We start from the raw sequence: 21,107 nt of genomic DNA on the forward strand, positions 1-21,107 counted from the left end.
GTTTGCGGTGAATCAAACCGAAGGGGCTTCTCCCTTGTAATCACCGGGAGAAGCAGCGGACAAATGGATCATTTGCGAAACCCTGCTGGGAGGCAGGGCTTCTTTTTTGAGAGGGAAGGTTATGAGTTCCGGCATTGCATACGGGCGGTGTGACCACATGGTGTCTGATGGCAGTGGAAAGAAGGGGCCGACCGGCATGTCTTCAAAACACCGGAGATCCAACGGGTTTCTTGGCCGTGTCCTTTGATTGTATTTCGCGCAGATGGCGTTCGTCGGATGCAGCGGATTTCGGAGAGCTGACCATCGCGAGATGACGACGACAAATGCGTGAGCGGATTTCCGACAAGTCATGGATAAAAAAAGGGTTGACTGATGGCTCGTTATCCTATATGGTTATATACACAACTATATAACCATATAGGATAACCGAACAGAGGAGCGAGGAGGTGATTCCTTGAGACGCGGTTTTGATGAGACGAAGCCGATTTATCTGCAGGTCAAGGAACGGATAGAAGATCAGATCATCAGCGGCCAGCTGGAGGAAGGGGACCGGATTCCTTCCACGACGCAGCTCGTCCAATTCTACAAGATCAATCACCTGACGGTTTCCAAGGCCATTCACCTGTTGGTGGAAGAGGGGATCCTATACAAAAAAAGAGGTGTTGGGATGTTTATGGCAGAGGGCGCCAAAGAAAAGTTGCTCCGCCGGCGCAGGGACCAGTTTGTGGATCGCTACCTCCTGCCGATGATTCGGGAAGCGGAGCGGTTGGGGATGACGGAAGAGGATGTGATCCATTTGATCAGGTCGCAAAAGGAGAGGGATCAAGGGTGAATTTTGACATCGAAATGAATCAAGTGACGGTGAGATACGGGAATGTCGAGGCGTTGAAGAACATTTCCCTGAAGCTTCCCTACGGAAAATTGTACGGATTGCTCGGCAGAAACGGTGCGGGGAAAACGACCCTCCTGTCCTTGCTGGGTTCCTTTCTGGAACCGACCGTCGGTACGGTCCGAATTGGCGGGATGGAGGTTTTCGATAACGAGAAAGTCATGCCGTGGGTGACATTTGTCTATGATTCGAGCAACAGAGATGAACATGAAACGGTGAAGGGGATGTTGGAAGCGGCGGAACGGTACCGCCCCACCTTCGACCGCGAGTACGCGAACTATCTGGTGAAACGCTTTCAGCTCCCGCTCGACCAATTGATGAAACAGCTTTCCAAGGGGCAGCAGGCCGCGGTCCGGGTCACGGTCGGTTTGGCAAACCGCAGCCCCATCACCATTTTGGATGAGGCGTATCTGGGCATGGACGCGCCTACCCGGGAAACCTTCTACAAGGAACTGCTGGAGGATCACTCTCGAAATCCGCGCACGGTGATTCTGTCGACCCATCATGTATCCGAGGTTGAACATCTGTTTGAAGAGGTGATCATCCTTCATCAGGGCAGCATCCTCCTGCAGGAAACGATGGATCAGGTATTGGAATGCGGGGTGTCCGTCACTGGAGATGCGCGGGCTGTGGATGGGTTTATTGCCGGGATGCAGGTGCTCCATACGGAGCGGCTGGGCGGAACGAAGCGGGCGATGGTGTATGGGAAGCTTTCGGAGGATCAGCTTCTGGAAGCGGGACGGCGGGGGATTGAAATCGGCTCCGTTTCGCTTCAGCATCTGTTTATTCATTTGACGGAGGAGGGGAACGCGGATGGAGTCCGCAAAGGCTTATCGTAAAGTGGCCTTCGACATGTCGTACGTGCAGTTTGGTTGGTCCCTTTGGTTTTTCGGGATCGTATTGATCATATACATCGCCTTTTCGTTCCTTTTTGGCATAGACGTTCAAGGGAACAGTGATCTGGGGCAATTGTTTTTCAAATTCGCGGGAGGGGTGGAGATCAGAGAAACGGATTTGGGACGCGGTTTTATCGGTTTCCTCCTTTTGCCGGCAAAAATCTTCATGATCATATGCGGATATAGTTCCGTTTCGCATTTCCTGAATTATTTTGTAAGGCACGGTGTGACGAGAAAAGCGTATTTTTACGGCGCGACCATCGCTTCCGCGGTGTTGTCGCTGGGGATTGCGCTGATGGCGGGTGTCATCGTCTGGATCGAACAGACGGTATTTTCGCGGGTCTACTTTCTTACACCCTGGATCGTCGTCGTCCTGACGTTTGCATTGAACATTTTCGCCTATTATGCCTTCGGCTGGCTGATTGGTGCCGGATTTTACCGATACGGTATCGGGGGCGTCCTGTTTATTCTGTTGGCCCTGGCATGGATGTTGGCCACCGAGGCGATGTTGGTGCTGTGGGAGGCGGAATTGCTGAAGGGGACGAATGTCGTTCCGGAAGTTCTCATCCTGTTTCTGGCCACCCTGCTGCTGTTCGGTGTACTCCTGTGGATCATTCGAATGAGCATTGGAAGGGTTCGGGTCCGATTGTAACGATTTGGCAGGATTTCATCCCCTCGTAAAGCATGCAGAAGGGATGAAAGGGAACACGCCCGAGGCATGATTACAGGTTGTTGACCCTGATCTAGGGACACCGTTCCTGAAGAGGAGGGAAATCGCGCCGTCCATGCCGGGGGCGTGTTTTTTTTTTGGTAAAAGGGGCAAGGGATCTGTGGAAGGCGACTTCCCTGGGTTCGACAATCGGTTTGATGCGGTGTATGACTTTTCGCGGGAATTCTCATACAAAATGTAAGACAAAATATTTTAAATTAATTGATACCATGAAATTGAAAAGCATGGTGCGGAGGGATAAAATGAGCGCGATTTTGAAGCACCGTCTTTCCAATTTCGTGGGAGGAGAGTGGATTTCTGCGAAAGCCCGGGAGGTGCTGCCGGTTCCCAACCCGGCGACGGAGGAGATTCTCGCCGAGGTGCCGCTTTCCACGGAATCCGATGTGGACACGGCGGTAGAAGCCGCCCGGAAGGCCTTTGCGAAGTGGGAAGAGATGCCGGTGACGGAGCGGGTGCGGATTTTGTTCCGGTTCCGGGAGCGGTTGGTGGAGCAGATCGACAGCCTGGCCAGGACGGTGACGGAGGAAAACGGCAAAACCCTGAGCGAATCCAAAGCCGAAATCTGGCGGGGGATCGAGGTGGTGGAATTCGCCGCCGGCATGCCCTCTCTGATGAAGGGGGAAGTGACGCCCCAGGTGTCGAGGGGGGTGGACATGGAGATGGTGCGATGCCCCGTCGGGGTGGTGGCGGGGATCACGCCCTTCAACTTTCCGGTAATGGTCCCTTTGTGGATGATTCCCCTCGCCCTGGCCGCCGGAAACACCTTCATCCTGAAGCCGTCCGAGCGAACGCCCCTGTCCGCCGTCCGGCTCATGGAATTGGCCGCAGAGGCCGGCGTCCCCGAAGGGGTGCTGAATCTGGTGCACGGAGGGAAGGAGGCCGTCGACGCCCTTCTTCGGCATCCGGGGATCGAAGCCGTTTCCTTCGTGGGTTCGCAGCCGGTGGCGGAGTATGTGTACACGACGGGGGCCGCCTGCGGGAAACGGGTTCAGGCGTTGTCGGGGGCCAAAAACCACCACATTGTCCATTCCGATGCCCATCTGGAAAGCGCAGTCCGGTCGGTTGCCGGTTCGGCCTTCGGATGTGCCGGACAGCGGTGCATGGCCGGCAGCGTGGCGGTCGTGGTTGAACCGATTGCGGACCGATTCGTGGACATGCTGAGGGAAGCGGCGGATGCCGTCCGAGTGGGCAACGGATTGGAGGAGGGAACCGAACAGGGTCCGCTGATCCGGGAGGAGCACCGGGCGCGGGTATTGCAACGGATGGAACAGGGACTGGCCGAAGGTGCGGTGATGGTCCGGGATGGACGGCGCGAGATGAAGGAGCTAGCCAGGGGATATTTTCTCGGACCCACCCTATTGGATCGGGTGCGTCCGGAGATGACGGTGGCGCGGGAGGAGCTGTTCGCCCCGGTTCTGAGCGTGATCCGCGTTCGGGACCTGGATGAGGCGATCCGGGTCGTCAACCGTTCCCGCTATGGAAACGCGGCGGTTCTCTATACGGAGAGCGGCAAGGCGGCCCGCAAGTTCCGGGAGGAGGTCGAAGCGGGGATGCTGGGAATCAACGTGGGGGTCCCCGTGCCCAGCGCCTATTATCCCTTCAGCGGATGGAAGCAGTCCTTTTACGGCGATCTGCACGCCAACGGAAAGGATGCCGTCGAATTTTACACCCGAAAGAAAATGGTGACTTCCCGTTGGTTCGGAGGCGGAGATTGAGGGGATTGAGACACCAAGGATTGCGGGGAAAGGGGAGGAACGATGAAAGATCGTTTTCCACAAACAACCGATGCGCTGCGGGAAGAGGAACGGAAGGCATGGCTCGATAAGGACCGACGGTACGTCTGGCATCACATGCAGCCCTATGCCGCCAGCCGAAATCCGCTGATCATCACTGGAGGCGACGGGGCCTGGGTGACGGATTTGGAAGGAAACCGGTATCTGGACGCGATGTCCGGACTGTGGTGCGTCAACCTGGGATATTCCGAGAAGGAGCTGGCGGAGGCGGCCTACGACCAGCTTCGGCAGATGCCCTATTATCCCCTGACGCAAAGCCATCTTCCGGCCATCGCCCTCAGCGAGAAGTTGAATGAGTGGCTGGGAGGGGATTATCGGATCTTTTTCTCCAACAGCGGATCGGAGGCCAACGAGGTCGCCTTCAAGATCGTGCGCCAGTATCATGCGCAGAACGGGGAACCGACCCGTTGGAAGTTTATTTCCCGCTACCGCGCCTACCACGGAAATTCCATGGGTGCCCTGGCGGCGACAGGGCAGGCGATACGCAAGCAACATTACGAACCCCTCGCTCCCGGATTCGTCCACGTACCGCCCCCTTACTGTTACCGCTGTCCGTTCGGCAAGGCGAGGGATGCCTGTGATCTCGAATGCGCTTCCATCTTCGAACAGGTGATTCAGTGGGAAGGGCCGGAGACGGTGGCGGCGGTGATCATGGAGCCGACGATTACCGGCGGGGGGGTGATCGTTCCGCCGCCGGAATATATGAAAAGGGTACGGGAAATCTGCGATCGCTACGGGGTGCTTCTCATCGTCGACGAGGTGATCTGCGGTTTCGGACGTTCGGGCAAGCCCTTCGGCCACCAAAACTTCAATGTGGAACCGGATCTCGTGACGATGGCCAAAGGCATCACCAGCGCCTATCTCCCTCTGTCGGCGACGGCGGTCCGGGCGGAGCTGTTTGACGCGTTCAAGGACGACCATCCCTATGCCCACCTGCGCCACGTCAACACCTTCGGGGGAAATGCCGCGGCCTGCGCCCTGTCCGTCCGAACGCTGGAACTGATGGAACAGAGGAAGCTGGTCGATCGGGCCCGCGAGCTGGGGGAAAAGCTCGAGAGGCTTCTGGAGCCCCTCCGAAACCATCCCCTGGTTGGTGATTTGCGTTTCTTCGGGTTCATGGCCGGGATCGAGCTGGTGATCGACAAGCAGAGGAAAACGCCCGCTCCGGCGGATGTGGTGGGACGAGTGATCGCCGCCTGCAAGAACCGCGGCGTGCTCATCGGCAAAAACAGCGACACGGTGCCTGAACAGAACAACGTATTGACACTGGCTCCGCCCTTCGTCATCAGCGACGAGGAATTGGAATGGTTGGCCAAAGTGGTGATTGAAGCGGTCCGGGAAGCGAGACGATGACCGGAAAGGAAGGGAGCAAAAAACGATGCCTGTGGGAACCGTACGGTTCCCGCCGGGATTGACTTTAGTTGGGAAGGACCGATTTTCCGAAGACGCCCCCTGCTAGGGGGCGGAAAATCGCGCCCCCGATCTGTTCAGAAGCGCGGTGAGACAATCTCCATCAGCGCCGAAGGGGGTGTACCGCTTCGATTCGCCCATACGGGAAAAGGTACTCAAGCGGTACCCCCCTCGCTGTTGGCGCTATGGTTGTCCAGCCTTTGGGAACTTACGGTTCCCGGAGGTTTTTTCATCAGGCTGGACGGGGAATGAGTTTAAACCTCCCATTGCGGACAGAAACCGGTGTGCGGCCATCGCGATGTCCAGCGCCCTTCGGCGCTCGGGATCATTCCAGTTGTCCCCCAGTAGAGAAGAAATCTGTTCCAATCGATAATACAGGGTCTGGCGATGAATGTACAAAACTTTGGCTGTTCGCTGTTTGGACAGTCCTGTCGCAAAAAAAGTTTCCAGTGTTCGGACCAAATCGGTTCCATTTTTCCGGTCATATTCCAAAAGAGGACCGATTTGATTTTGGATATATGCCGCCAGTACCTCCGTATCTACTTGCAAAAACAGTTGCCAGGCGTGGAGGTCATCGTAAAGGGTCAGTGAAGGTTTGTCCGCAATGTTCTTATCGCGACGCGGGGTGCTGGAGGCAGCGCTGACCTGAAGAGCCAAGGTGGCCTGCTTCCAATAGCGGGGGGCTTGGCTGAGACGTCGAAAGGTTTGACTGATGCCGACGGCGCATCTGTACCGGTGGAGGGCGGGGTTGGCGGCCAGTTGTTTGAATAGATCCAAGAAGGCTTTTTTGACTCGTTGGAGCATGGGTGAGGGAGAGGAGGGACTTTGATCGGCCAAAACCAGCGCCCATTTGTCTTCATGGGGCGCCATCCAGACCTGGAGCCCGTGGGTTTTGAAGGCGCGATGGATCAGATGGGCAACCCTCAACATGATCGCCTCTTCCTGTTCGGTGTCGAAATCGTGGGATTCCGGTTGACGCGCCGTGATCCCCATGGCTGCCAGGGACAAACTCCCTCCATCCGATATGAGCGATGCGACGTCTTCGGGAAGCTCACTCCTTCCCTGACTCAGCCATTTTTCAATCCATTTTTGCATCCCTCGCATGCGCCGCTCCTCGATGGACAACCGGCGCAGCAGTTCCTGGGCGATGGCGGTTGCGGCCCGGTCGAGAATCAGCCGCATATATTCCGAATCGCGCCCGCCGTGAGCCAGGCAGAGGTCGCCCACATGCATGTCCATTGCGAAGATGGGTTGACGCAGTGTTTCTTGATGGTGAAAGGTTGAGGGGGCTGTTTTTTCGGGATAGATCATGTCGCGTCCCCAGTCGTCACAAAGCCGCACGGGGCATCCCGTCTCCTGGTGGAGGAGCTTGAGGATCTGCGAAGTGCACCTGGGTTGGAGGGTCAGTCGCAGAAAACGTTTGGACAGCGTTTCCAGGGCCAGAAGTTGCTGGTGGTGGCGATTGATGATGTGGGATTGAAGATCCTGCGTGATGTCGATAAAGCGAACCTCTTGATCGAAAACGAGGATCGGAAAATCGTGTCGGTCCGCATATTGCAAAATGCATGGAGGAACTTCAGTAAACCGCTGGACGAGTTCGATGCATAGGCCGGAGACTCGGCTTTCCACCAACTGTTGAACAAATCGGAGGATGGAGTCTTCAGAGGCCCCCAGGCCGACCCCGGTCGTTAAAATCAGTTCCTGCCCGTTGACAAAGGCTGAAGGGTTGGGAACTTCCAACACGTGGACCCAGCGAACCGGCCGGGTGAGTCCCCTTTTGCCCGCTGCGACCCGGGCGTTTCGAAAAAGGGGGCGTTTCAAGACCTCCTCCACGGTGAAAGGCTTATGAAGATCCACAGGGTCACCTCCCTAAAGGGGGCTTGCAGAACCCGGTTGTGGGGGGGTGAACAAGCCGAATAAAATATGGTTAGGGAGTTTTCGTTTCTCTGCTTGTCTTGTCGGCAAGGTTCACTAATGGATACCCTTTTCCGTCGAAAAGAATTCCGGGAGGGGTGCTTGCCCGAGGGATGTATGATTAGAGCGAAGAATTTCTGTACAGGTTGTATGACGCGATCTTGCCATTATTTTGTTAATTTTTAAATAGATCACCTGGTCGGATTCGTCCTTTGGATTGCCTTTCACGTTTCCAATGCGTGATGTTTCGGTGAAAGGAACCAGGTAGAAACGGAGGGGAGATCTTGCAACACATTTCCGTGGCAGTCATTCCGGGAGACGGCATCGGACCGGAAGTGATGGAGGAAGGGTTGAAGGTTCTGAAGTCGATCGAGGAGATTCACGGAGGATTGCGGTTCGAGTGGGATACCTTCGATTGGAGCTGCCGGTACTATCTGAAGCACGGCCGGATGATGCCCGAAAACGGGCTCGACGTCCTGAGAGAATACGATGTGATCCTGTTGGGGGCCATCGGTGCGCCGACAGTGCCGGATCACATATCGCTCTGGGAACTGCTGCTTCCGATTCGCCGGACCTTCCAGCAGTACATCAACCTGAGGCCGATCAAGCTTCTCCGCGGATTGGAGAGCCCCCTCCGCCATAAGTCCCATGAACACCTCGATTTTGTCGTGGTGCGCGAAAACACGGAAGGGGAGTATTCCGACATGGGCGGACGGCTTCATCGGGGAACCCCTTACGAAATGGCGGTCCAAAACAATGTGTTTACCCGGTACGGAGTGGAGAGGGTCGTCAAATACGCCTTCAACCTCGCCGAAAAAAGAAGGAAGCGGGTTGCCGCCGCGACCAAGTCCAACGGAATCAATCACACGATGCCCTTCTGGGACGAAATCGTAAGGGAAATCGCCGCCCGGCATCCGGATGTCCGGACGGATATTTACCACATCGACGCCCTTGCCGCCTATTTCGTCACCAGGCCGGAAAGCTTCGACGTGGTGGTGGCGAGCAATCTGTTCGGCGACATCTTGACCGACCTCGGGGCGGCCCTGGTCGGAGGATTGGGGTTGGCTCCCTCGGGAAACATCAATCCGGAGCGCGCCTATCCTTCGATGTTTGAACCGATTCACGGTTCGGCCCCGGATATCGCCGGCAAGGGGATTGCCAATCCAATCGCGCAAATCTGGAGCATCAGCATGATGATGGAGCATCTGCATCAACCGGAGCTGGCCGGGTTGATTCTGGAGGCCATCGAAGAAGTGTTGGCCGAAAGGAAGGTCCTGACGCCGGACCTGGGAGGGAAGGCTTCCACCGCCGAGTTGGGAGGGGAGCTGGTCCGGAAGCTAAAGGCCTTGAGCGAGAAGTTCTGACGGTCGCATTCGGCGGTTTCCCCGCAAAGGAAGTTTGTTTCAGGTGCAGGGAGGCGATCGATCGGTGGAAACGGGTCTTCTGCAGGGGAAAACGGCGTTGGTCACCGGGGCCGCATCCGGGATGGGGAAGGCGACGGCGCGGCTTTTCGCGGAGCAGGGCGCCAATGTGGTTTTTGCCGATGTGAATCGGGAAGCCGCAGAAAGGGCGGCCGCCGGGCTGGACGGAAAGCGGGTGCGGGTGTTCCAGGCCGATGTGTCGGAGGACGAAAGCGTGGAGGCGTTGGTGAAGGGGGCGGTCGATGCCTTCGGTCGGGTGGATGTACTGGTGAATTGCGCCGGGGTTCCCCAGGCTTTTACCCCTGTTGAGGAACTGAGCCCTGATGAGTGGGACAAAATCATGTCCGTCAACGCCAAGTCGATTTTTTTGACCGCGAGGCATGTGGTTCCGATCATGAAGCGGAGGAGATCCGGATCGATCGTAAATATCGCTTCGATTGCCGGCGTGAGAGCCCGTCCCGGATTAAACGCCTATTGCGCCTCCAAGGGGGCGGCCATCCAGTTGACACGGGCCTTGGCACTGGAATTGGCCCCTTATCAGGTCCGGGTCAACGCCATTAATCCGGGACCGTCGGATACGCCCATGCTGGGACGGTTTCTTGCGGACGATGCCGCTCAGGCGGAAGAGCAGAAGAAAAAAATCTTTCTGGACAGCGTTCCGTTGGGACGGCTGGTCCAACCGGAGGACATCGCCCGTGCCGCCCTCTATCTGGCCTCCGACCTGGCGAAAATGGTGACCGGCGAGATCTTGAATGTGGATGGAGGACGGGGAATCTGATGGAACCGCTGATTCGGATGGAGGGGGTTTCCTTTGATTATGAGTTGAGCGACGGGGAGGCCGTCCATGTCCTCCGCGATGTTTCCCTTGAGGTTTACCCGGGCGAATATGTGGCCATCATCGGCCACAACGGTTCGGGGAAATCGACCTTGGCCAAGCATTTCAACGGAATTCTCAAGCCGAAAGAAGGAAATGTGTACGTGGCGGGATTCAACACCAGGGATGCTCGCCATACGCGGGAGATCCGGCAAAGGGTGGGGATGGTTTTTCAGCATCCGGACAATCAGATTGTGGCGACGATCGTGGAGGATGATGTGGCTTTCGGCCTTGAGAACATCGGCGTGCCCCCTCGGGAAATGAGAAGCCGGATCGACTTTGCCCTGAAAGCCGTCGGCATGTACGAGTACCGGAACCGCCCTCCCCACCACCTGTCGGGCGGGCAGAAGCAGCGGGTTGCCATCGCCGGGGTGCTCGCCATGAAGCCACGGTGCCTGGTCCTCGATGAGGCGACCAGCATGCTGGACGCCCACGGGAGAGGGGAGATCCTGCAGGTGGTAAGGCGTCTTCACCGAGAGGGCATGACCGTCATTGCCGTCACCCACCACATGTCTGAAGCGGCCGAGGCGGATCGGGTGCTGGTGATGGAGGCGGGGAGAATCGCGATGGAGGGTTCCCCCCGCGAAATCTTTCAACAGCGGGAAATCCTCCGCGGGCTTCAGCTGGATATTCCGGTCGCAGGCCGGCTGGCGGAGCGGGTCCATGCGCAGGTTCCCGAATTTCGACCGGATTTGATTCATCAGCGGGAGATTATTGACGAGGTGGTCAGGATCTCCGGAAAAAAGGGGGCGGCGGGGTGATGGGGAACATCATCGAGGTGAAGGATCTGAGTTACACCTACATGGAAAAAACCCCCCTGGAGCATCAAGCCCTTTCAGAGGTCGATCTGACCGTCGAGGAAGGGGAATGCGTGGCGATCATCGGCCATACCGGTTCGGGAAAATCGACGTTGATTCAGCATTTCAACGGGCTGTTGCGTCCGCAGCGGGGAAAGGTGGTGGTAGACGGCCGGGATCTGTCCGATCCCAAGCTGGATCTCAAAGATTTGAGGAGGAAGGTGGGCTTGGTCTTTCAAAACCCGGAGGATCAGCTTTTCGAGAAGCTGGTCGGGGATGACATCGCCTTCGGCCCGCTAAAAATGGGGCTGCCATTGAAGGAGGTGCGCGACCGCGTCCGATGGGCGATGGAGATGGTGGGGCTTTCCTTTGATGAGATGAAGGACCGACCCACCTATTCCTTGAGCGGCGGCCAAAAGAGAAAAGTGGCCTTGGCGGGGGTGTTGGCTCTGCGGCCGAAGGTTCTGGTGCTGGATGAACCGACGGCCGGATTGGATCCCCGTTCCCGCATCGAACTTTTGGATCGCATCGAGGGTTTCAACCGGAAGGAGAAGCTCACGGTGATCTTTGTCTCCCACAACATGGAGGAGGTGGCCAGCCTGGCGGACAGGATTCTGGTCATGGCCGCAGGGAAAATCATCGCCCGAGGCACTCCCCGGGAGATCTTCGGAAACCGGGACATCCTCTTGAAACACCGAATCGGCACGCCCGAAACCGTGGAAATTTTGTACCGGCTTCAGGGGTTGGGATATCCGGTGGACGCAGGAGCCTTCGAGGTGGATTCGGCGGCGGCGGAAATTGTCTCCATTCTTCGACCGTGAAGAGGTGACCCCCAATGGCCCGAGAATTCGAGTTGACGCGCAACATCACCATCGGCCAATATCTGCCGACCGGTTCCTTCGTTCACCGCTTGGATCCGCGAATCAAGCTGTTCTCCTTCGGGATCCTGATCCTGGCCATCGCCTTCTGCAACTCCTACGGCGGCAATTTCATCGTCCTCTGCTTTTCGCTCCTCCTGTTTCGACTATCCCGGATTCCCCTCCGCTACGGTCTGTCCGGAGTGAAGCCGGCGATTCCGTTCATTGTGATCTTGGCCGTGCTGCAGCTGTTGTTTTACGGGGACATCGCCTCCGGCGGAAGAGTCTATCTGGAGTACGGATTCATCGTCATCACCAGTGACAGCGTTCGCCTCGTGATCGTATCCGCCCTGCGCTTTATCGAAATCATCTTTGTCAGCAGCGTGTTGACCCTGAGCACATCCACCACGCAATTGACCCACGGTATGGAAAGCCTGTTGAAGCCGCTGAAGTACGTGAAATTTCCGGTTCACGAGTTTTCCCTGATCATGACCATCGCCATCCGTTTCGTGCCCACCTTTGCCATGGAAATGGAGAAGATGATGAAGGCCCAGGCGTCGAGGGGTGCGGAATTCGGGACCGGATCCTGGTGGCGGATCTTTCGGCGCACGAAGGAGATGTTTCCGATCATCGTTCCGCTGTTTCGCGTGGCCATGGAAAGGGCGGAGGATCTGATTCTGGCGATGGAGGCGAGGTGCTATGTACCGGGTGGAGATCGTTCAAAATTCAGAAAATACAAATCAAGTCCCGGAGATTTTTTAGTCCTGTTCTTTCTCCTCGCCTTTTCCGCCTTTTTGTTGATGTACCCCTTCCCTTATTGAAGGGTAGATTTCCGGAAGGGAGGAACAGCCTGTGGAAAAGGGTCTGACCGTGCGCAAGATCGTCGTCGCCGGAGTGTTGGGGGCTGTTGCCATTTTGCTCGGCGTCACCCGCCTGGGATATATTCCGGTGCCCACCGCGGCGGGAAATGCGACGATCATGCATATCCCGGCGATCATCGGGGGCATTCTGCAGGGGCCGCTCGTCGGTCTGATCATCGGTCTGATTTTCGGCATCACGTCCTTTCTCAACGCGACCATTCCCCTGTTCAAGGATCCGCTCGTCGCCATCCTCCCCCGATTGTTCATCGGGGTGACGGCTTATTTGGCGTACAGGGGGATCAGGAACATCAACGAATATGTGGCGGTGGGGATTGCCAGCTTCGTCGGTTCGATCACAAATACGGCCCTCGTTTTGATCATGGCCGTCATCAGAGGATACCTGGCGCCGGGGGTGGCCTGGGCGGTGGCTTTGACCAACGGCATTCCCGAAGCGGTGGTTTCGGTGGTGATCACCCTCGCGGCGGTGGCGGCCTGGATGAAGATCGGTCACTGGGGAAGGCGGAAATCCAAGATTTCGGAGGATATGTGATATGGGGCTGTACAACAACATTACGGACGTTCCCGGGATCAAGGTGGGGAATGCCGAGGATCGGCGCGCCCTCACCGGATGCACCGTTCTGCTGATGGAAGAGGGGGCCGTTTGCGGGGTCGATGTCCGGGGATCCGCCCCCGGAACGCGGGAGACGGATTTGTTGAATCCCGTCCATTTGGTGGAACGGGTTCACGCCATCTGTCTCTCCGGGGGCAGCGCCTATGGCCTCGATGCGGCCGGAGGTGTCATGAAGTATTTGGAGGAGCGGGGCTGCGGGTTTCAGACGGGGGCGGGGGTGGTCCCGATTGTCCCCGCGGCCGTCCTGTTTGATCTGGATGTCGGAGATGCAAAGGTTCGTCCCGACGGGAAGATGGGCTATCTTGCCGCGTCCAGAGCGGCCCGGGGCTCCTTTCCCCTGGGAAATGTAGGAGCCGGATGCGGTGCAACGGTCGGAAAGATGGCCGGCCCCCATCGCGCGATGAAGGGAGGATTGGGGTCGGCTTCCCGGGCATGGGGGGATCTGATTGTCGGGGCGATCGTGGCGGTGAACGCGTTGGGGGAAATCCGGGATCCCTCATCGGGGCGGATTTTGGCGGGCGCCAGGGATGATGAGGGGAGAATCCGCAGTTATCTCCACTGGATGGGGATGCAGCCTCTCTCGTTCTCCGGAGGGATGAACACGACGATCGGCGTCGTGGCCGCCAACGCCCGTCTCACCAAGGGGCAGGCCAGCAAGGTGGCTTCGATGGCGCACGATGGATTGGCCAGAACCATCTATCCCGCCCATACGATGGTGGACGGGGACACCGTGTTTGCCGTGGCGACGGGCGAAGTGGAGGCTTCCGTCGATCTGGTGGGGGCGATCGCCGCCGAGGTGTTGGCGGAGGCGGTCCTTGCGGCCATTCGGTCGGCTGAAGGGTTGGAGGGGATTCCCGCATATCGCGATTTGCAGAATGGGAGGGGTGAGGGGAGTTGAAGAGGGTGGAAGAGGCGGTTCTCCGTTTCATCGATGAAGATGAATTGATCCGCCTGACCCGGGAGCTCGTCCGGATCAAAAGCGTTTACCGTCCCGAAGCCGAGGACGGCAACGAGGAGCGGGCGGCCCGGTTCGTAGCGGGCTATTTGCGGAAAATGGGGCTGCAGGTGCACTATGAAGAGGTGGTTCCCGGGCGTCCAAACGTGATCGCCCTCTTGGATTTTCGGCGTCCGGGGAAGACCCTTCTGTTTGAAGCCCATACGGATGTCGTCACCGAAGGGGATCCGGAGGCCTGGAGCCATGATCCCTTCGGCGCCGTGATGGAAAACGGGAGAATCTACGGCCGGGGGGCGTGCGACACGAAGGGGAATCTCGCCGCAGCCATCTCCGCCGTCCGTGCCATCAAAAGATCGGGGGCCGATTTGGCGGGGAAAATCATCCTGTGCATTCCCTGCGACGAAGAGGGGATGATGATCGGGATCAAGGATTTCATCCGCCGCGGTTGGGCCCGGGGAGTGGACGGCGCGATCATCTGCGAACCGGAAGAAAATCAGCTATGCATCGCGCAAAAGGGTGCGATGAGGGTCCTCGTCAGAACGTACGGCAAGATGGCTCACGGGGCGATGCCGCTGACAGGGATCAATCCCAATACGCGGATGGCCAGACTGCTCCTGGAACTGGAGAAGTTGGAACGGCGCGAAAGGGAGCGGGTCGGAGAGCATCCCTATCTGGGGTGGCCGAGCATCACTCCCACCATCCTGCGCTCCCCGGTAAAGGGGGAACCGCAGATCAATGTGGTGCCCGATCAGTGCGAAGCCGCTTTGGATATCCGGACCGTCCCGGGGCAGGAACATGAATCGCTCCGGAGGCAGATGGAAGAGATTCTTGACGATCTGGGGAAGGAGGACCCTCATTTCAAGGCGTCCATCGAGGTGATCGAGGAGCGCCCCTGGACCGAGACGGATAAGGAGAACGGGATCGTCGTCGCCGTCGCGGACGCTTACCGGGAAGTCACGGGAAGAGAACCGGTTTACAACGGGGTTCCGGGAGCGACGGACGGCACGTTCCTCCATCTGGCGGGGGTGCCCATCGTCACCACGGGGGCGGGGGATCGCCACATCCCTCACCATGCGGATGAATATGTGGAAATCGACGAGTTGATCGAAACGACGAAAATCTATTGTCTCGCGGCCCTCAAGTTTTTGAGCCGGGATTAGCATGCATCCGCCTTTCGATCGAGTATTCCCGGGATGCTGCCCATTCTGTGAAGGTGAGGGAGGAGGAAAAATGGACCGTTACGGATTGTGGATCAATGGTGAGTTTACGGAATCCAAACGAAACGAGTGGTTTGAAACCCGCAACCCTGCGGACCAATCGGTGATCGCCCGGGTTGCCCGCGGACGCGGTGAAGACGTGGATGCCGCCGTCAAGGCGGCCAAATCCGCCTTTGAAAGCGACGGGTGGCAAAACATGCATCCGGCGGAGCGAGGCCGGATTCTGCTCCGCGCCTCGGAATTGATCCGCAGAGATCGGGATGAATTGGCGTTATTGGAGACGATGGACAACGGGAAACCGCTGAATCAGGCGCGGACGGATATCGAAGTCAGCGCGCGGTATTTCGAGTACTATGCGGGGGTTGCCGACAAGATCCTGGGGGAGACCATACCCGTGTCGCCGGGCTATATCGACTTTACCCAACGGGAGCCCTTTGGGGTTTGCGGTTTGATCATCCCATGGAATTACCCCATGCAGGTCGCCGCACGGACCGCCGCACCGGCGCTGGCCGCCGGCAACACGGTGGTTTTGAAACCGGCGGAAGAGACCCCGCTTACGGCTTTGAAATTGGGTGTCCTGCTGAAGGAGGCGGGTCTGCCCGACGGGGCCTTCAACGTGGTGCCGGGTTTCGGCGTAGAGGCGGGAGCGGCGCTGGCCGCACATTCCGGGATCGATCATTTGTCCTTTACCGGTTCCGTTCCGGTCGGGACGGAGGTGATGACTTCGGCGGCAAAAAACATCGTTCCCGTCACACTGGAACTGGGCGGCAAATCGCCCAACATCGTTTTTGCCGATGCGGACTTGGAGGAAGCCGTCCGGTGGGTGGTGAATTCCATCATACAAAATGCCGGCCAAACCTGTTCGGCGGGATCCCGGCTGCTCGTCGAGCGTTCCGTCCACGATCAATTGGTGTCGATGGTCAAAGACAGAATGGAATCCCTCACGGTGGGTCCCGGGATCAACAATCCGGATATGGGGCCGATCATTTCGGAGAAGCAGCTGAATACCGTTCTGAGATACATCTCCCTCGCCGAGGAGGAGGGGGCGGAAATCCTGACCGGGGGGTCCCGGCTCGAGGAGGGGGAGCTCGCCAAGGGCTATTTTGTACAACCCACCCTGTTGGATCATGTGCCCCGGGGCTGCCGGGTGGCCACCGAGGAAATCTTCGGACCGGTGTTGTCCACCCTGGTTTTCGATGAGGTGGATGAAGCGATTTCCATCGCCAATGAGACGCCGTACGGTCTGGTCACCGGCATTCACACCAGAGACTTGTCAAAGGCCCTGACCGTTGCAAAGAAGGTTCGGTCCGGCCAGGTATTCATCAACACGTACGGAGCCGGAGGAGGGGTGGAAATGCCCTTCGGCGGTTACGGAAAAAGCGGATTCGGTCGGGAAAAGGGGCTGGAGGCGCTCCTCCACTTCACGCAGCTGAAGAACGTGTTGATCCGGTACGGTTCTTCCCTTGCCTGAAGAGAAAAGCGCTTTGGACATCCGATGGCCGCTTCCGTCGTTAAATCAATATTACCAACTTGACTACTATGATAAATCGGATTAAACTGATATAAATCAAAGGATTTGGCTTGCATCGAAGGAGGAGGTGAGGCGGGGCGCCGGTTCGCCGGTTCGGAGACACCGCGAGGACCGATGATCGCATGCCTGCCGGGTGTTTTGAACCCCTGTTGTCCGGGCGGAAGTTTCACACCCCTACAGCGCGTGTGGAAGATTTTTTGAAACAGTTTTTGGATAAGGCCGAATATTGGGTCCAATCAGTCGGCGACAGAGGAGGGGCGGTCATGGAGAAACGGTTGTTCCAAAAGGTGTGGTCCAAGGCGCAATGGGAGGATCTTCCGGTTCATCGTTCCCTCTTGACTCCGATGATGTTTCTGGAGCGCGCATTGCACGTCTTTCCCGAAAAGACGGCCGTGGTGGACGGAGATCGCCGTTATACCTATGCGGAGTTCGGTTCCCGCGTCTATCGTTTGGCGAGCGCCCTGGTCAAGGCGGGGATCGGCAAGGGGGACCGCGTGGCGGTATTGCTTCCCAACACGGTGGAATTTCTGGAAATCTATTTCGCCGTTCCCCAGGTGGGGGCCGTGCTGGTTCCCATCAACCGGCTGCTCTCTCCCGGGGAGGTGAAGTACATCCTCCGGCATTCGGGGGCCGCAGCCCTGATTGTCCACGGGACGCTCGGCCACCTCCTGGAGCCGATTCGAGGCGAGCTGGATCTCCCTTTGGTGATCTGGACCGGACCGGAGAAAGAAGAGAGAGATCCGGCGGATCTCATCTATGAAGATTTCCTGCGGGAGGGACGGGCCGAACCCTTCGTCTACCGGGTGGATGACGAAGACCAGACCATCAGCATCAACTACACCAGCGGCACGACAGGGCGACCCAAAGGGGTGATGTACACGCACCGGGGAGCCTACCTCAACGCGATGGGGGAGATCGTGGAGACGGGTCTGACTCCTTCCAGCGTCTATTTGTGGACGCTGCCCATGTATCATTGCAACGGATGGTGTTTTCCCTGGGCCGTCACAGGGGTGGGCGCGCTCCACGTCTGCTTGCCGAAGGTGCGGTCCGAGGAGATTTTCCGGCTGATCGAGGAGGAGAAGGTGACCCACCTGTGCGCCGCTCCCACCGTGATCATCAAGATGATTACCGAAGCCCCTTCGGGATACCGCTTTCCGCGCCCGCTCCGCATCGTGACGGCCGCGTCCCCGCCGCCCCCGGCGGTGATTGAACAGGCGGAAAAGATGGGGGCGCAGGTGATCCACGTGTACGGTCTCACCGAAACCTACGGTCCCCACACGGTTTGCGTGTGGAAGGAGGAATGGGACGGCGAGGAATGGACGAAGCGGGCGATGCTGAAGGGACGGCAGGGGGTCGGCTACATTCACGCGCCGGAACTGAGGGTGGTGGATGAAAATATGGAGGATGTCCCCGCGGACGGAAAGACGATGGGGGAAGTGGTGATGCGGGGAAACAACGTGATGAAGGGCTACTACCGCGACGAGAAGGCGACGGCGGAGGCCTTCCGGGGCGGGTGGTTTCATTCCGGCGATCTGGCGGTGGTGCATCCCGACGGGTATATCGAGCTGAAGGACCGGAAGAAGGATATCATCATCAGCGGCGGGGTCAACATTTCCACGATCGAGGTGGAGCGCGTCCTTTACCAGCATCCCGATATCATGGAAGCGGCGGTGGTGGGTGTCCCCGATCCGTACTGGGGGGAGGTGCCCAAGGCCTTTGTCACCCTCCGGCCGGGAGCCCGCCTCGGGGAGGAAGAGGTGATCGCCTTTGCCCGGGAGCGCCTGGCCCATTTCAAATGTCCGAAGGAGGTATCCTTCGGACCGCTGCCGAAGACATCAACGGGAAAAGTACAGAAATTTAAATTGCGGGAGCGGGCGTTGGCCGAAAAAGAGGCCCGGCTCGCCGATCGGGAGGGATGATGTTCGTGAGTCTGGTGCGGACGGAGAATTACCGGCACATTTTGCCCCGTTTGGACGGAAGGGTGGCCGTCGTCTCGATGAACCGCCCCGAGCGGCGAAACGCCCTTTCCGAAGAGCACATGCGGGAGCTGACGGATTTCCTGAAGGCCGCCGGCGGCAGCGGAGAAGTGTCCGTCGTCGTTCTGAAGGGAGAGGGGCCCGCCTTCTGCGCAGGGCACGATTTGAGCGAGATGGTCGATCGGGACATCTCCTTTTACCGGCATCTGTTCGATGTCTGCACGGAACTGATGGAGACGATCCAGGCCATACCGCAGCCGGTCATCGCCCAGGTGCACGGGATGGCCACGGCGGCCGGTTGTCAATTGGTGGCTACCTGCGATCTGGCGGTCGCATCGGAAGAGGCGCGTTTTGCCACGCCTGGAGTGAAGATCGGCCTCTTCTGTTCGACGCCGATGGTTGCCCTGAGCCGGGCGGTGGGAAGGAAGAAGGCGATGGAGATGCTGCTGACCGGTGAACCCATATCCGCCCGGGAAGCGTTGGCGGTCGGATTGGTGAACCGGGTGGTTCCCGCCGAACGGTTGGAGGAGGAGACGCGCGCCCTGGCCGCCAAAATTGCGGAAGCCAGCGCCTTTACAGTGGGAATCGGGAAGCAGGCCTTTTACCGTCAGCTGGAGATGCCGCAACCCCAGGCCTATGCCTACGCCAAGGAAGTGATGTCCCTCAACGCCACGGCCGCCGACGCCCAGGAGGGAATGTGCGCCTTTCTGGAAAAGCGGCCGCCCCGGTGGCGCCATCGGTGAGGGATGCGGATTTTCGGACAGGTCCGGTGAATATTTGTTTCGCCGGGCCTTTTTTGCTGGACGTGGAACGACAGGGGCGGACACTTTGTTTAATGATTAACCGAAATATCCGGGTTTATCTCCTCCTGTATTTGGGTTAAAGCAAGACATATCAAGCGATTAAAGGAGGAATTCAAAGGGCTCAAAGAAGAGAAGGTTTAATCAATTGACAAACAAAAAAAGCAATGCTATAGTTAACGTTGAAACGAAAATATTTCGATAATACATCATCTTTTGATATGTATTGTGAATTTTTCTTTGAGGGGGAAGGCCATGAAAAAGCCAGGATTGTTGCTGATGGTGGGGCTCTTGGTTTTTTTGACCGCCTGTATGCCTTCGGCCGGTACCGAGAAGAAGACGCTGACCTTCTGGCATATCGGCATCGGAGAGGAGAGAACCATTCTTGAACAGGCAGTGAAGCGATTTGAGGAGAAGCACCCGGATGTCAAGGTGGAAATCGTGGCGCAACAGAACGATGCCTACAAGACCAAATTGCCCGTCGCGATGGGAGGCGGGAATCCTCCGGACATTTTCCATTCCTGGGGAGGAGGATGGCTGGGGGAATTTGTGGAAGCGGGACAAGTTTATGATCTGACGGACAAGGTGGAGGCGGACCGATTTGTCCCGGCCGCTCTGGAGGCCGCCACCTTTGACGGGAAAATCATGGGTGTTCCCTTGGCGATGGATGTGGTCCCGGTCTGGTACAATAAAGAGGTTTTTGAAAAGTACGGCGTCAAGCCGCCCAAGACCTGGGACGAAATGCTGCAAGCGGTCGAAACCTTCAAAAAGAACGGCGTGATTCCCTTTGCCCTCGCCAACAAGACGAAATGGACGGGCGCCTTCTATCTGATGTATTTTGCCGATCGTATCGGGGGAGAAAAGCTCTTCGAGAATGCGGTGAATCGGGAGGGGTCCTTTGACGATCCGGCGTATGTGAAGGCCGGCGAATACATTCAAAAACTGGTGAAGGAAGGAGCTTTCCCCGAGGGCTTCAACGGCCTGGATGAAGACACCGGCCAGTCGAGGCAACTGTTTTACTCGGGCAAGGCGGCCATGTACGTGATGGGAAGCTGGTTTTTGAACAATATCCGCGATGAAAACCCGGAAATGGAGAAAAAAGTGGCGTTCTTTCCCTTCCCGGCCGTGCCGGACGGCAAGGGGGATCCGAGCAACCTGGTCGGAGGTGTCAGTCCGGTCTATTCGATCTCCGCTTCCTGCAAATATCCCGATTTGGCCGTTGAGCTGCTGAAGGAACTGACCAGCGAAGAAACGGTGAAGCCCTTTGCGGAGAACAGGGGTGCCATTCCGGCCCTCAAAGGGGTCGAAGTTGATGACGATTTCGTTCAAAAACTGAATGACATGGTGGATCAGGCGAATTACCTGCAGGTTTACTACGATCAGACCTTGCCGCCCGAACTGGCTGAAGAGCACAAAAATACCACGCAGTCCCTGTTCGGTCTCAAGATGACGCCGGAAGAAGCGGCAAAGGCCATGGAGAAAAAGGCAAAGGAGATTTTGAAAAAATGACGGGGGCATCGCGGTGCCCCCGTACAAAAATCGGTTGAGGGGCAGGG

At 57.7% G+C, this 21,107-nt stretch carries 18 protein-coding genes; 17 read left to right on the forward strand and 1 reads right to left on the reverse strand.

Going from position 1 to position 21,107, the window contains the following annotated elements:
• Positions 1 to 454 precede the first annotated feature (454 nt).
• The 5 genes from CLV97_RS02200 to CLV97_RS02220 all read left to right on the forward strand — a co-directional run bounded on the left by CLV97_RS02200 (position 455) and on the right by CLV97_RS02220 (position 5,661).
• The gene (locus CLV97_RS02200) at positions 455 to 832 is read left to right on the forward strand and encodes a GntR family transcriptional regulator (protein WP_106343884.1); all 378 of its coding nucleotides are present in this window, start codon (positions 455 to 457) and stop codon (positions 830 to 832) included.
• The gene (locus CLV97_RS02205) at positions 829 to 1,728 is read left to right on the forward strand and encodes an ATP-binding cassette domain-containing protein (RefSeq protein ID WP_106343885.1); all 900 of its coding nucleotides are present in this window, start codon (positions 829 to 831) and stop codon (positions 1,726 to 1,728) included. Before CLV97_RS02200 ends, CLV97_RS02205 begins: the two co-directional genes overlap by 4 nt.
• Positions 1,703 to 2,437 carry a hypothetical protein gene (locus CLV97_RS02210; RefSeq protein ID WP_106343886.1) on the forward strand — a complete coding sequence of 245 codons (735 nt, stop codon included), beginning with the start codon at positions 1,703 to 1,705 and terminating at the stop codon, positions 2,435 to 2,437. Before CLV97_RS02205 ends, CLV97_RS02210 begins: the two co-directional genes overlap by 26 nt.
• A 320-nt stretch (positions 2,438 to 2,757) precedes the next feature.
• On the forward strand, positions 2,758 to 4,230 hold the full coding sequence (locus CLV97_RS02215) for a CoA-acylating methylmalonate-semialdehyde dehydrogenase (RefSeq protein WP_106343887.1): 1,473 nt from the start codon (positions 2,758 to 2,760) through the stop codon (positions 4,228 to 4,230).
• Between the two features lie 42 nt (positions 4,231 to 4,272).
• Positions 4,273 to 5,661 carry an aspartate aminotransferase family protein gene (locus tag CLV97_RS02220; protein WP_106343888.1) on the forward strand — a complete coding sequence of 463 codons (1,389 nt, stop codon included), beginning with the start codon at positions 4,273 to 4,275 and terminating at the stop codon, positions 5,659 to 5,661.
• Between the two features lie 240 nt (positions 5,662 to 5,901).
• Here CLV97_RS02220 and CLV97_RS02225 read toward each other — a convergent pair whose 3' ends face one another.
• The gene (locus CLV97_RS02225; RefSeq protein WP_106343889.1) at positions 5,902 to 7,575 is read right to left on the reverse strand and encodes a PucR family transcriptional regulator; all 1,674 of its coding nucleotides are present in this window, start codon (positions 7,573 to 7,575) and stop codon (positions 5,902 to 5,904) included.
• A 341-nt stretch (positions 7,576 to 7,916) separates the two neighbouring features.
• Between CLV97_RS02225 and CLV97_RS02230 the strand changes: the two genes are divergently transcribed.
• From CLV97_RS02230 to CLV97_RS02285, 12 genes are all read left to right on the forward strand, one after another.
• Entirely contained in the window at positions 7,917 to 8,996 is a 1,080-nt protein-coding gene (locus tag CLV97_RS02230; protein ID WP_106343890.1) for a tartrate dehydrogenase, read from the forward strand.
• Positions 8,997 to 9,060: 64 nt separating this feature from the next.
• Entirely contained in the window at positions 9,061 to 9,831 is a 771-nt protein-coding gene (locus CLV97_RS02235) for an SDR family oxidoreductase (RefSeq protein WP_106343891.1), read from the forward strand.
• A complete protein-coding gene (locus CLV97_RS02240) occupies positions 9,831 to 10,688 on the forward strand; it encodes an energy-coupling factor transporter ATPase (RefSeq protein ID WP_106343892.1) in 858 nt (285 codons plus the stop codon). Before CLV97_RS02235 ends, CLV97_RS02240 begins: the two co-directional genes overlap by 1 nt.
• Positions 10,688 to 11,545, forward strand: a complete 858-nt coding sequence (locus CLV97_RS02245; RefSeq protein WP_425440537.1) for an energy-coupling factor transporter ATPase — start codon at positions 10,688 to 10,690, stop codon at positions 11,543 to 11,545. The genes CLV97_RS02240 and CLV97_RS02245 overlap by 1 nt, the downstream gene beginning before the upstream one ends.
• A 14-nt stretch (positions 11,546 to 11,559) precedes the next feature.
• Positions 11,560 to 12,402, forward strand: coding sequence for an energy-coupling factor transporter transmembrane component T family protein (locus CLV97_RS02250; RefSeq protein WP_106343894.1), 843 nt, complete (start codon positions 11,560 to 11,562; stop codon positions 12,400 to 12,402).
• A 31-nt stretch (positions 12,403 to 12,433) separates the two neighbouring features.
• Positions 12,434 to 12,991, forward strand: coding sequence for an ECF transporter S component (locus CLV97_RS02255; protein ID WP_106343895.1), 558 nt, complete (start codon positions 12,434 to 12,436; stop codon positions 12,989 to 12,991).
• Position 12,992: 1 nt separating this feature from the next.
• On the forward strand, positions 12,993 to 13,970 hold the full coding sequence (locus CLV97_RS02260) for a P1 family peptidase (protein WP_106343896.1): 978 nt from the start codon (positions 12,993 to 12,995) through the stop codon (positions 13,968 to 13,970).
• Positions 13,967 to 15,187 carry a M20 family metallopeptidase gene (locus tag CLV97_RS02265; protein WP_245891330.1) on the forward strand — a complete coding sequence of 407 codons (1,221 nt, stop codon included), beginning with the start codon at positions 13,967 to 13,969 and terminating at the stop codon, positions 15,185 to 15,187. The genes CLV97_RS02260 and CLV97_RS02265 overlap by 4 nt, the downstream gene beginning before the upstream one ends.
• A 70-nt stretch (positions 15,188 to 15,257) precedes the next feature.
• Entirely contained in the window at positions 15,258 to 16,715 is a 1,458-nt protein-coding gene (locus tag CLV97_RS02270) for an aldehyde dehydrogenase family protein (protein WP_106343897.1), read from the forward strand.
• A 323-nt stretch (positions 16,716 to 17,038) separates the two neighbouring features.
• Positions 17,039 to 18,694, forward strand: a complete 1,656-nt coding sequence (locus CLV97_RS02275; RefSeq protein WP_106343898.1) for an acyl--CoA ligase family protein — start codon at positions 17,039 to 17,041, stop codon at positions 18,692 to 18,694.
• 5 nt (positions 18,695 to 18,699) lie between these two features.
• Positions 18,700 to 19,494, forward strand: a complete 795-nt coding sequence (locus tag CLV97_RS02280) for an enoyl-CoA hydratase (protein WP_425440535.1) — start codon at positions 18,700 to 18,702, stop codon at positions 19,492 to 19,494.
• A 312-nt stretch (positions 19,495 to 19,806) separates the two neighbouring features.
• The gene (locus CLV97_RS02285) at positions 19,807 to 21,060 is read left to right on the forward strand and encodes an extracellular solute-binding protein (RefSeq protein WP_106343900.1); all 1,254 of its coding nucleotides are present in this window, start codon (positions 19,807 to 19,809) and stop codon (positions 21,058 to 21,060) included.
• The last annotated feature ends 47 nt before the right edge of the window (positions 21,061 to 21,107 follow it).

It is taken from the genome of Planifilum fimeticola, from assembly GCF_003001905.1.
Lineage (GTDB): Bacteria > Bacillota > Bacilli > Thermoactinomycetales > DSM-44946 > Planifilum > Planifilum fimeticola.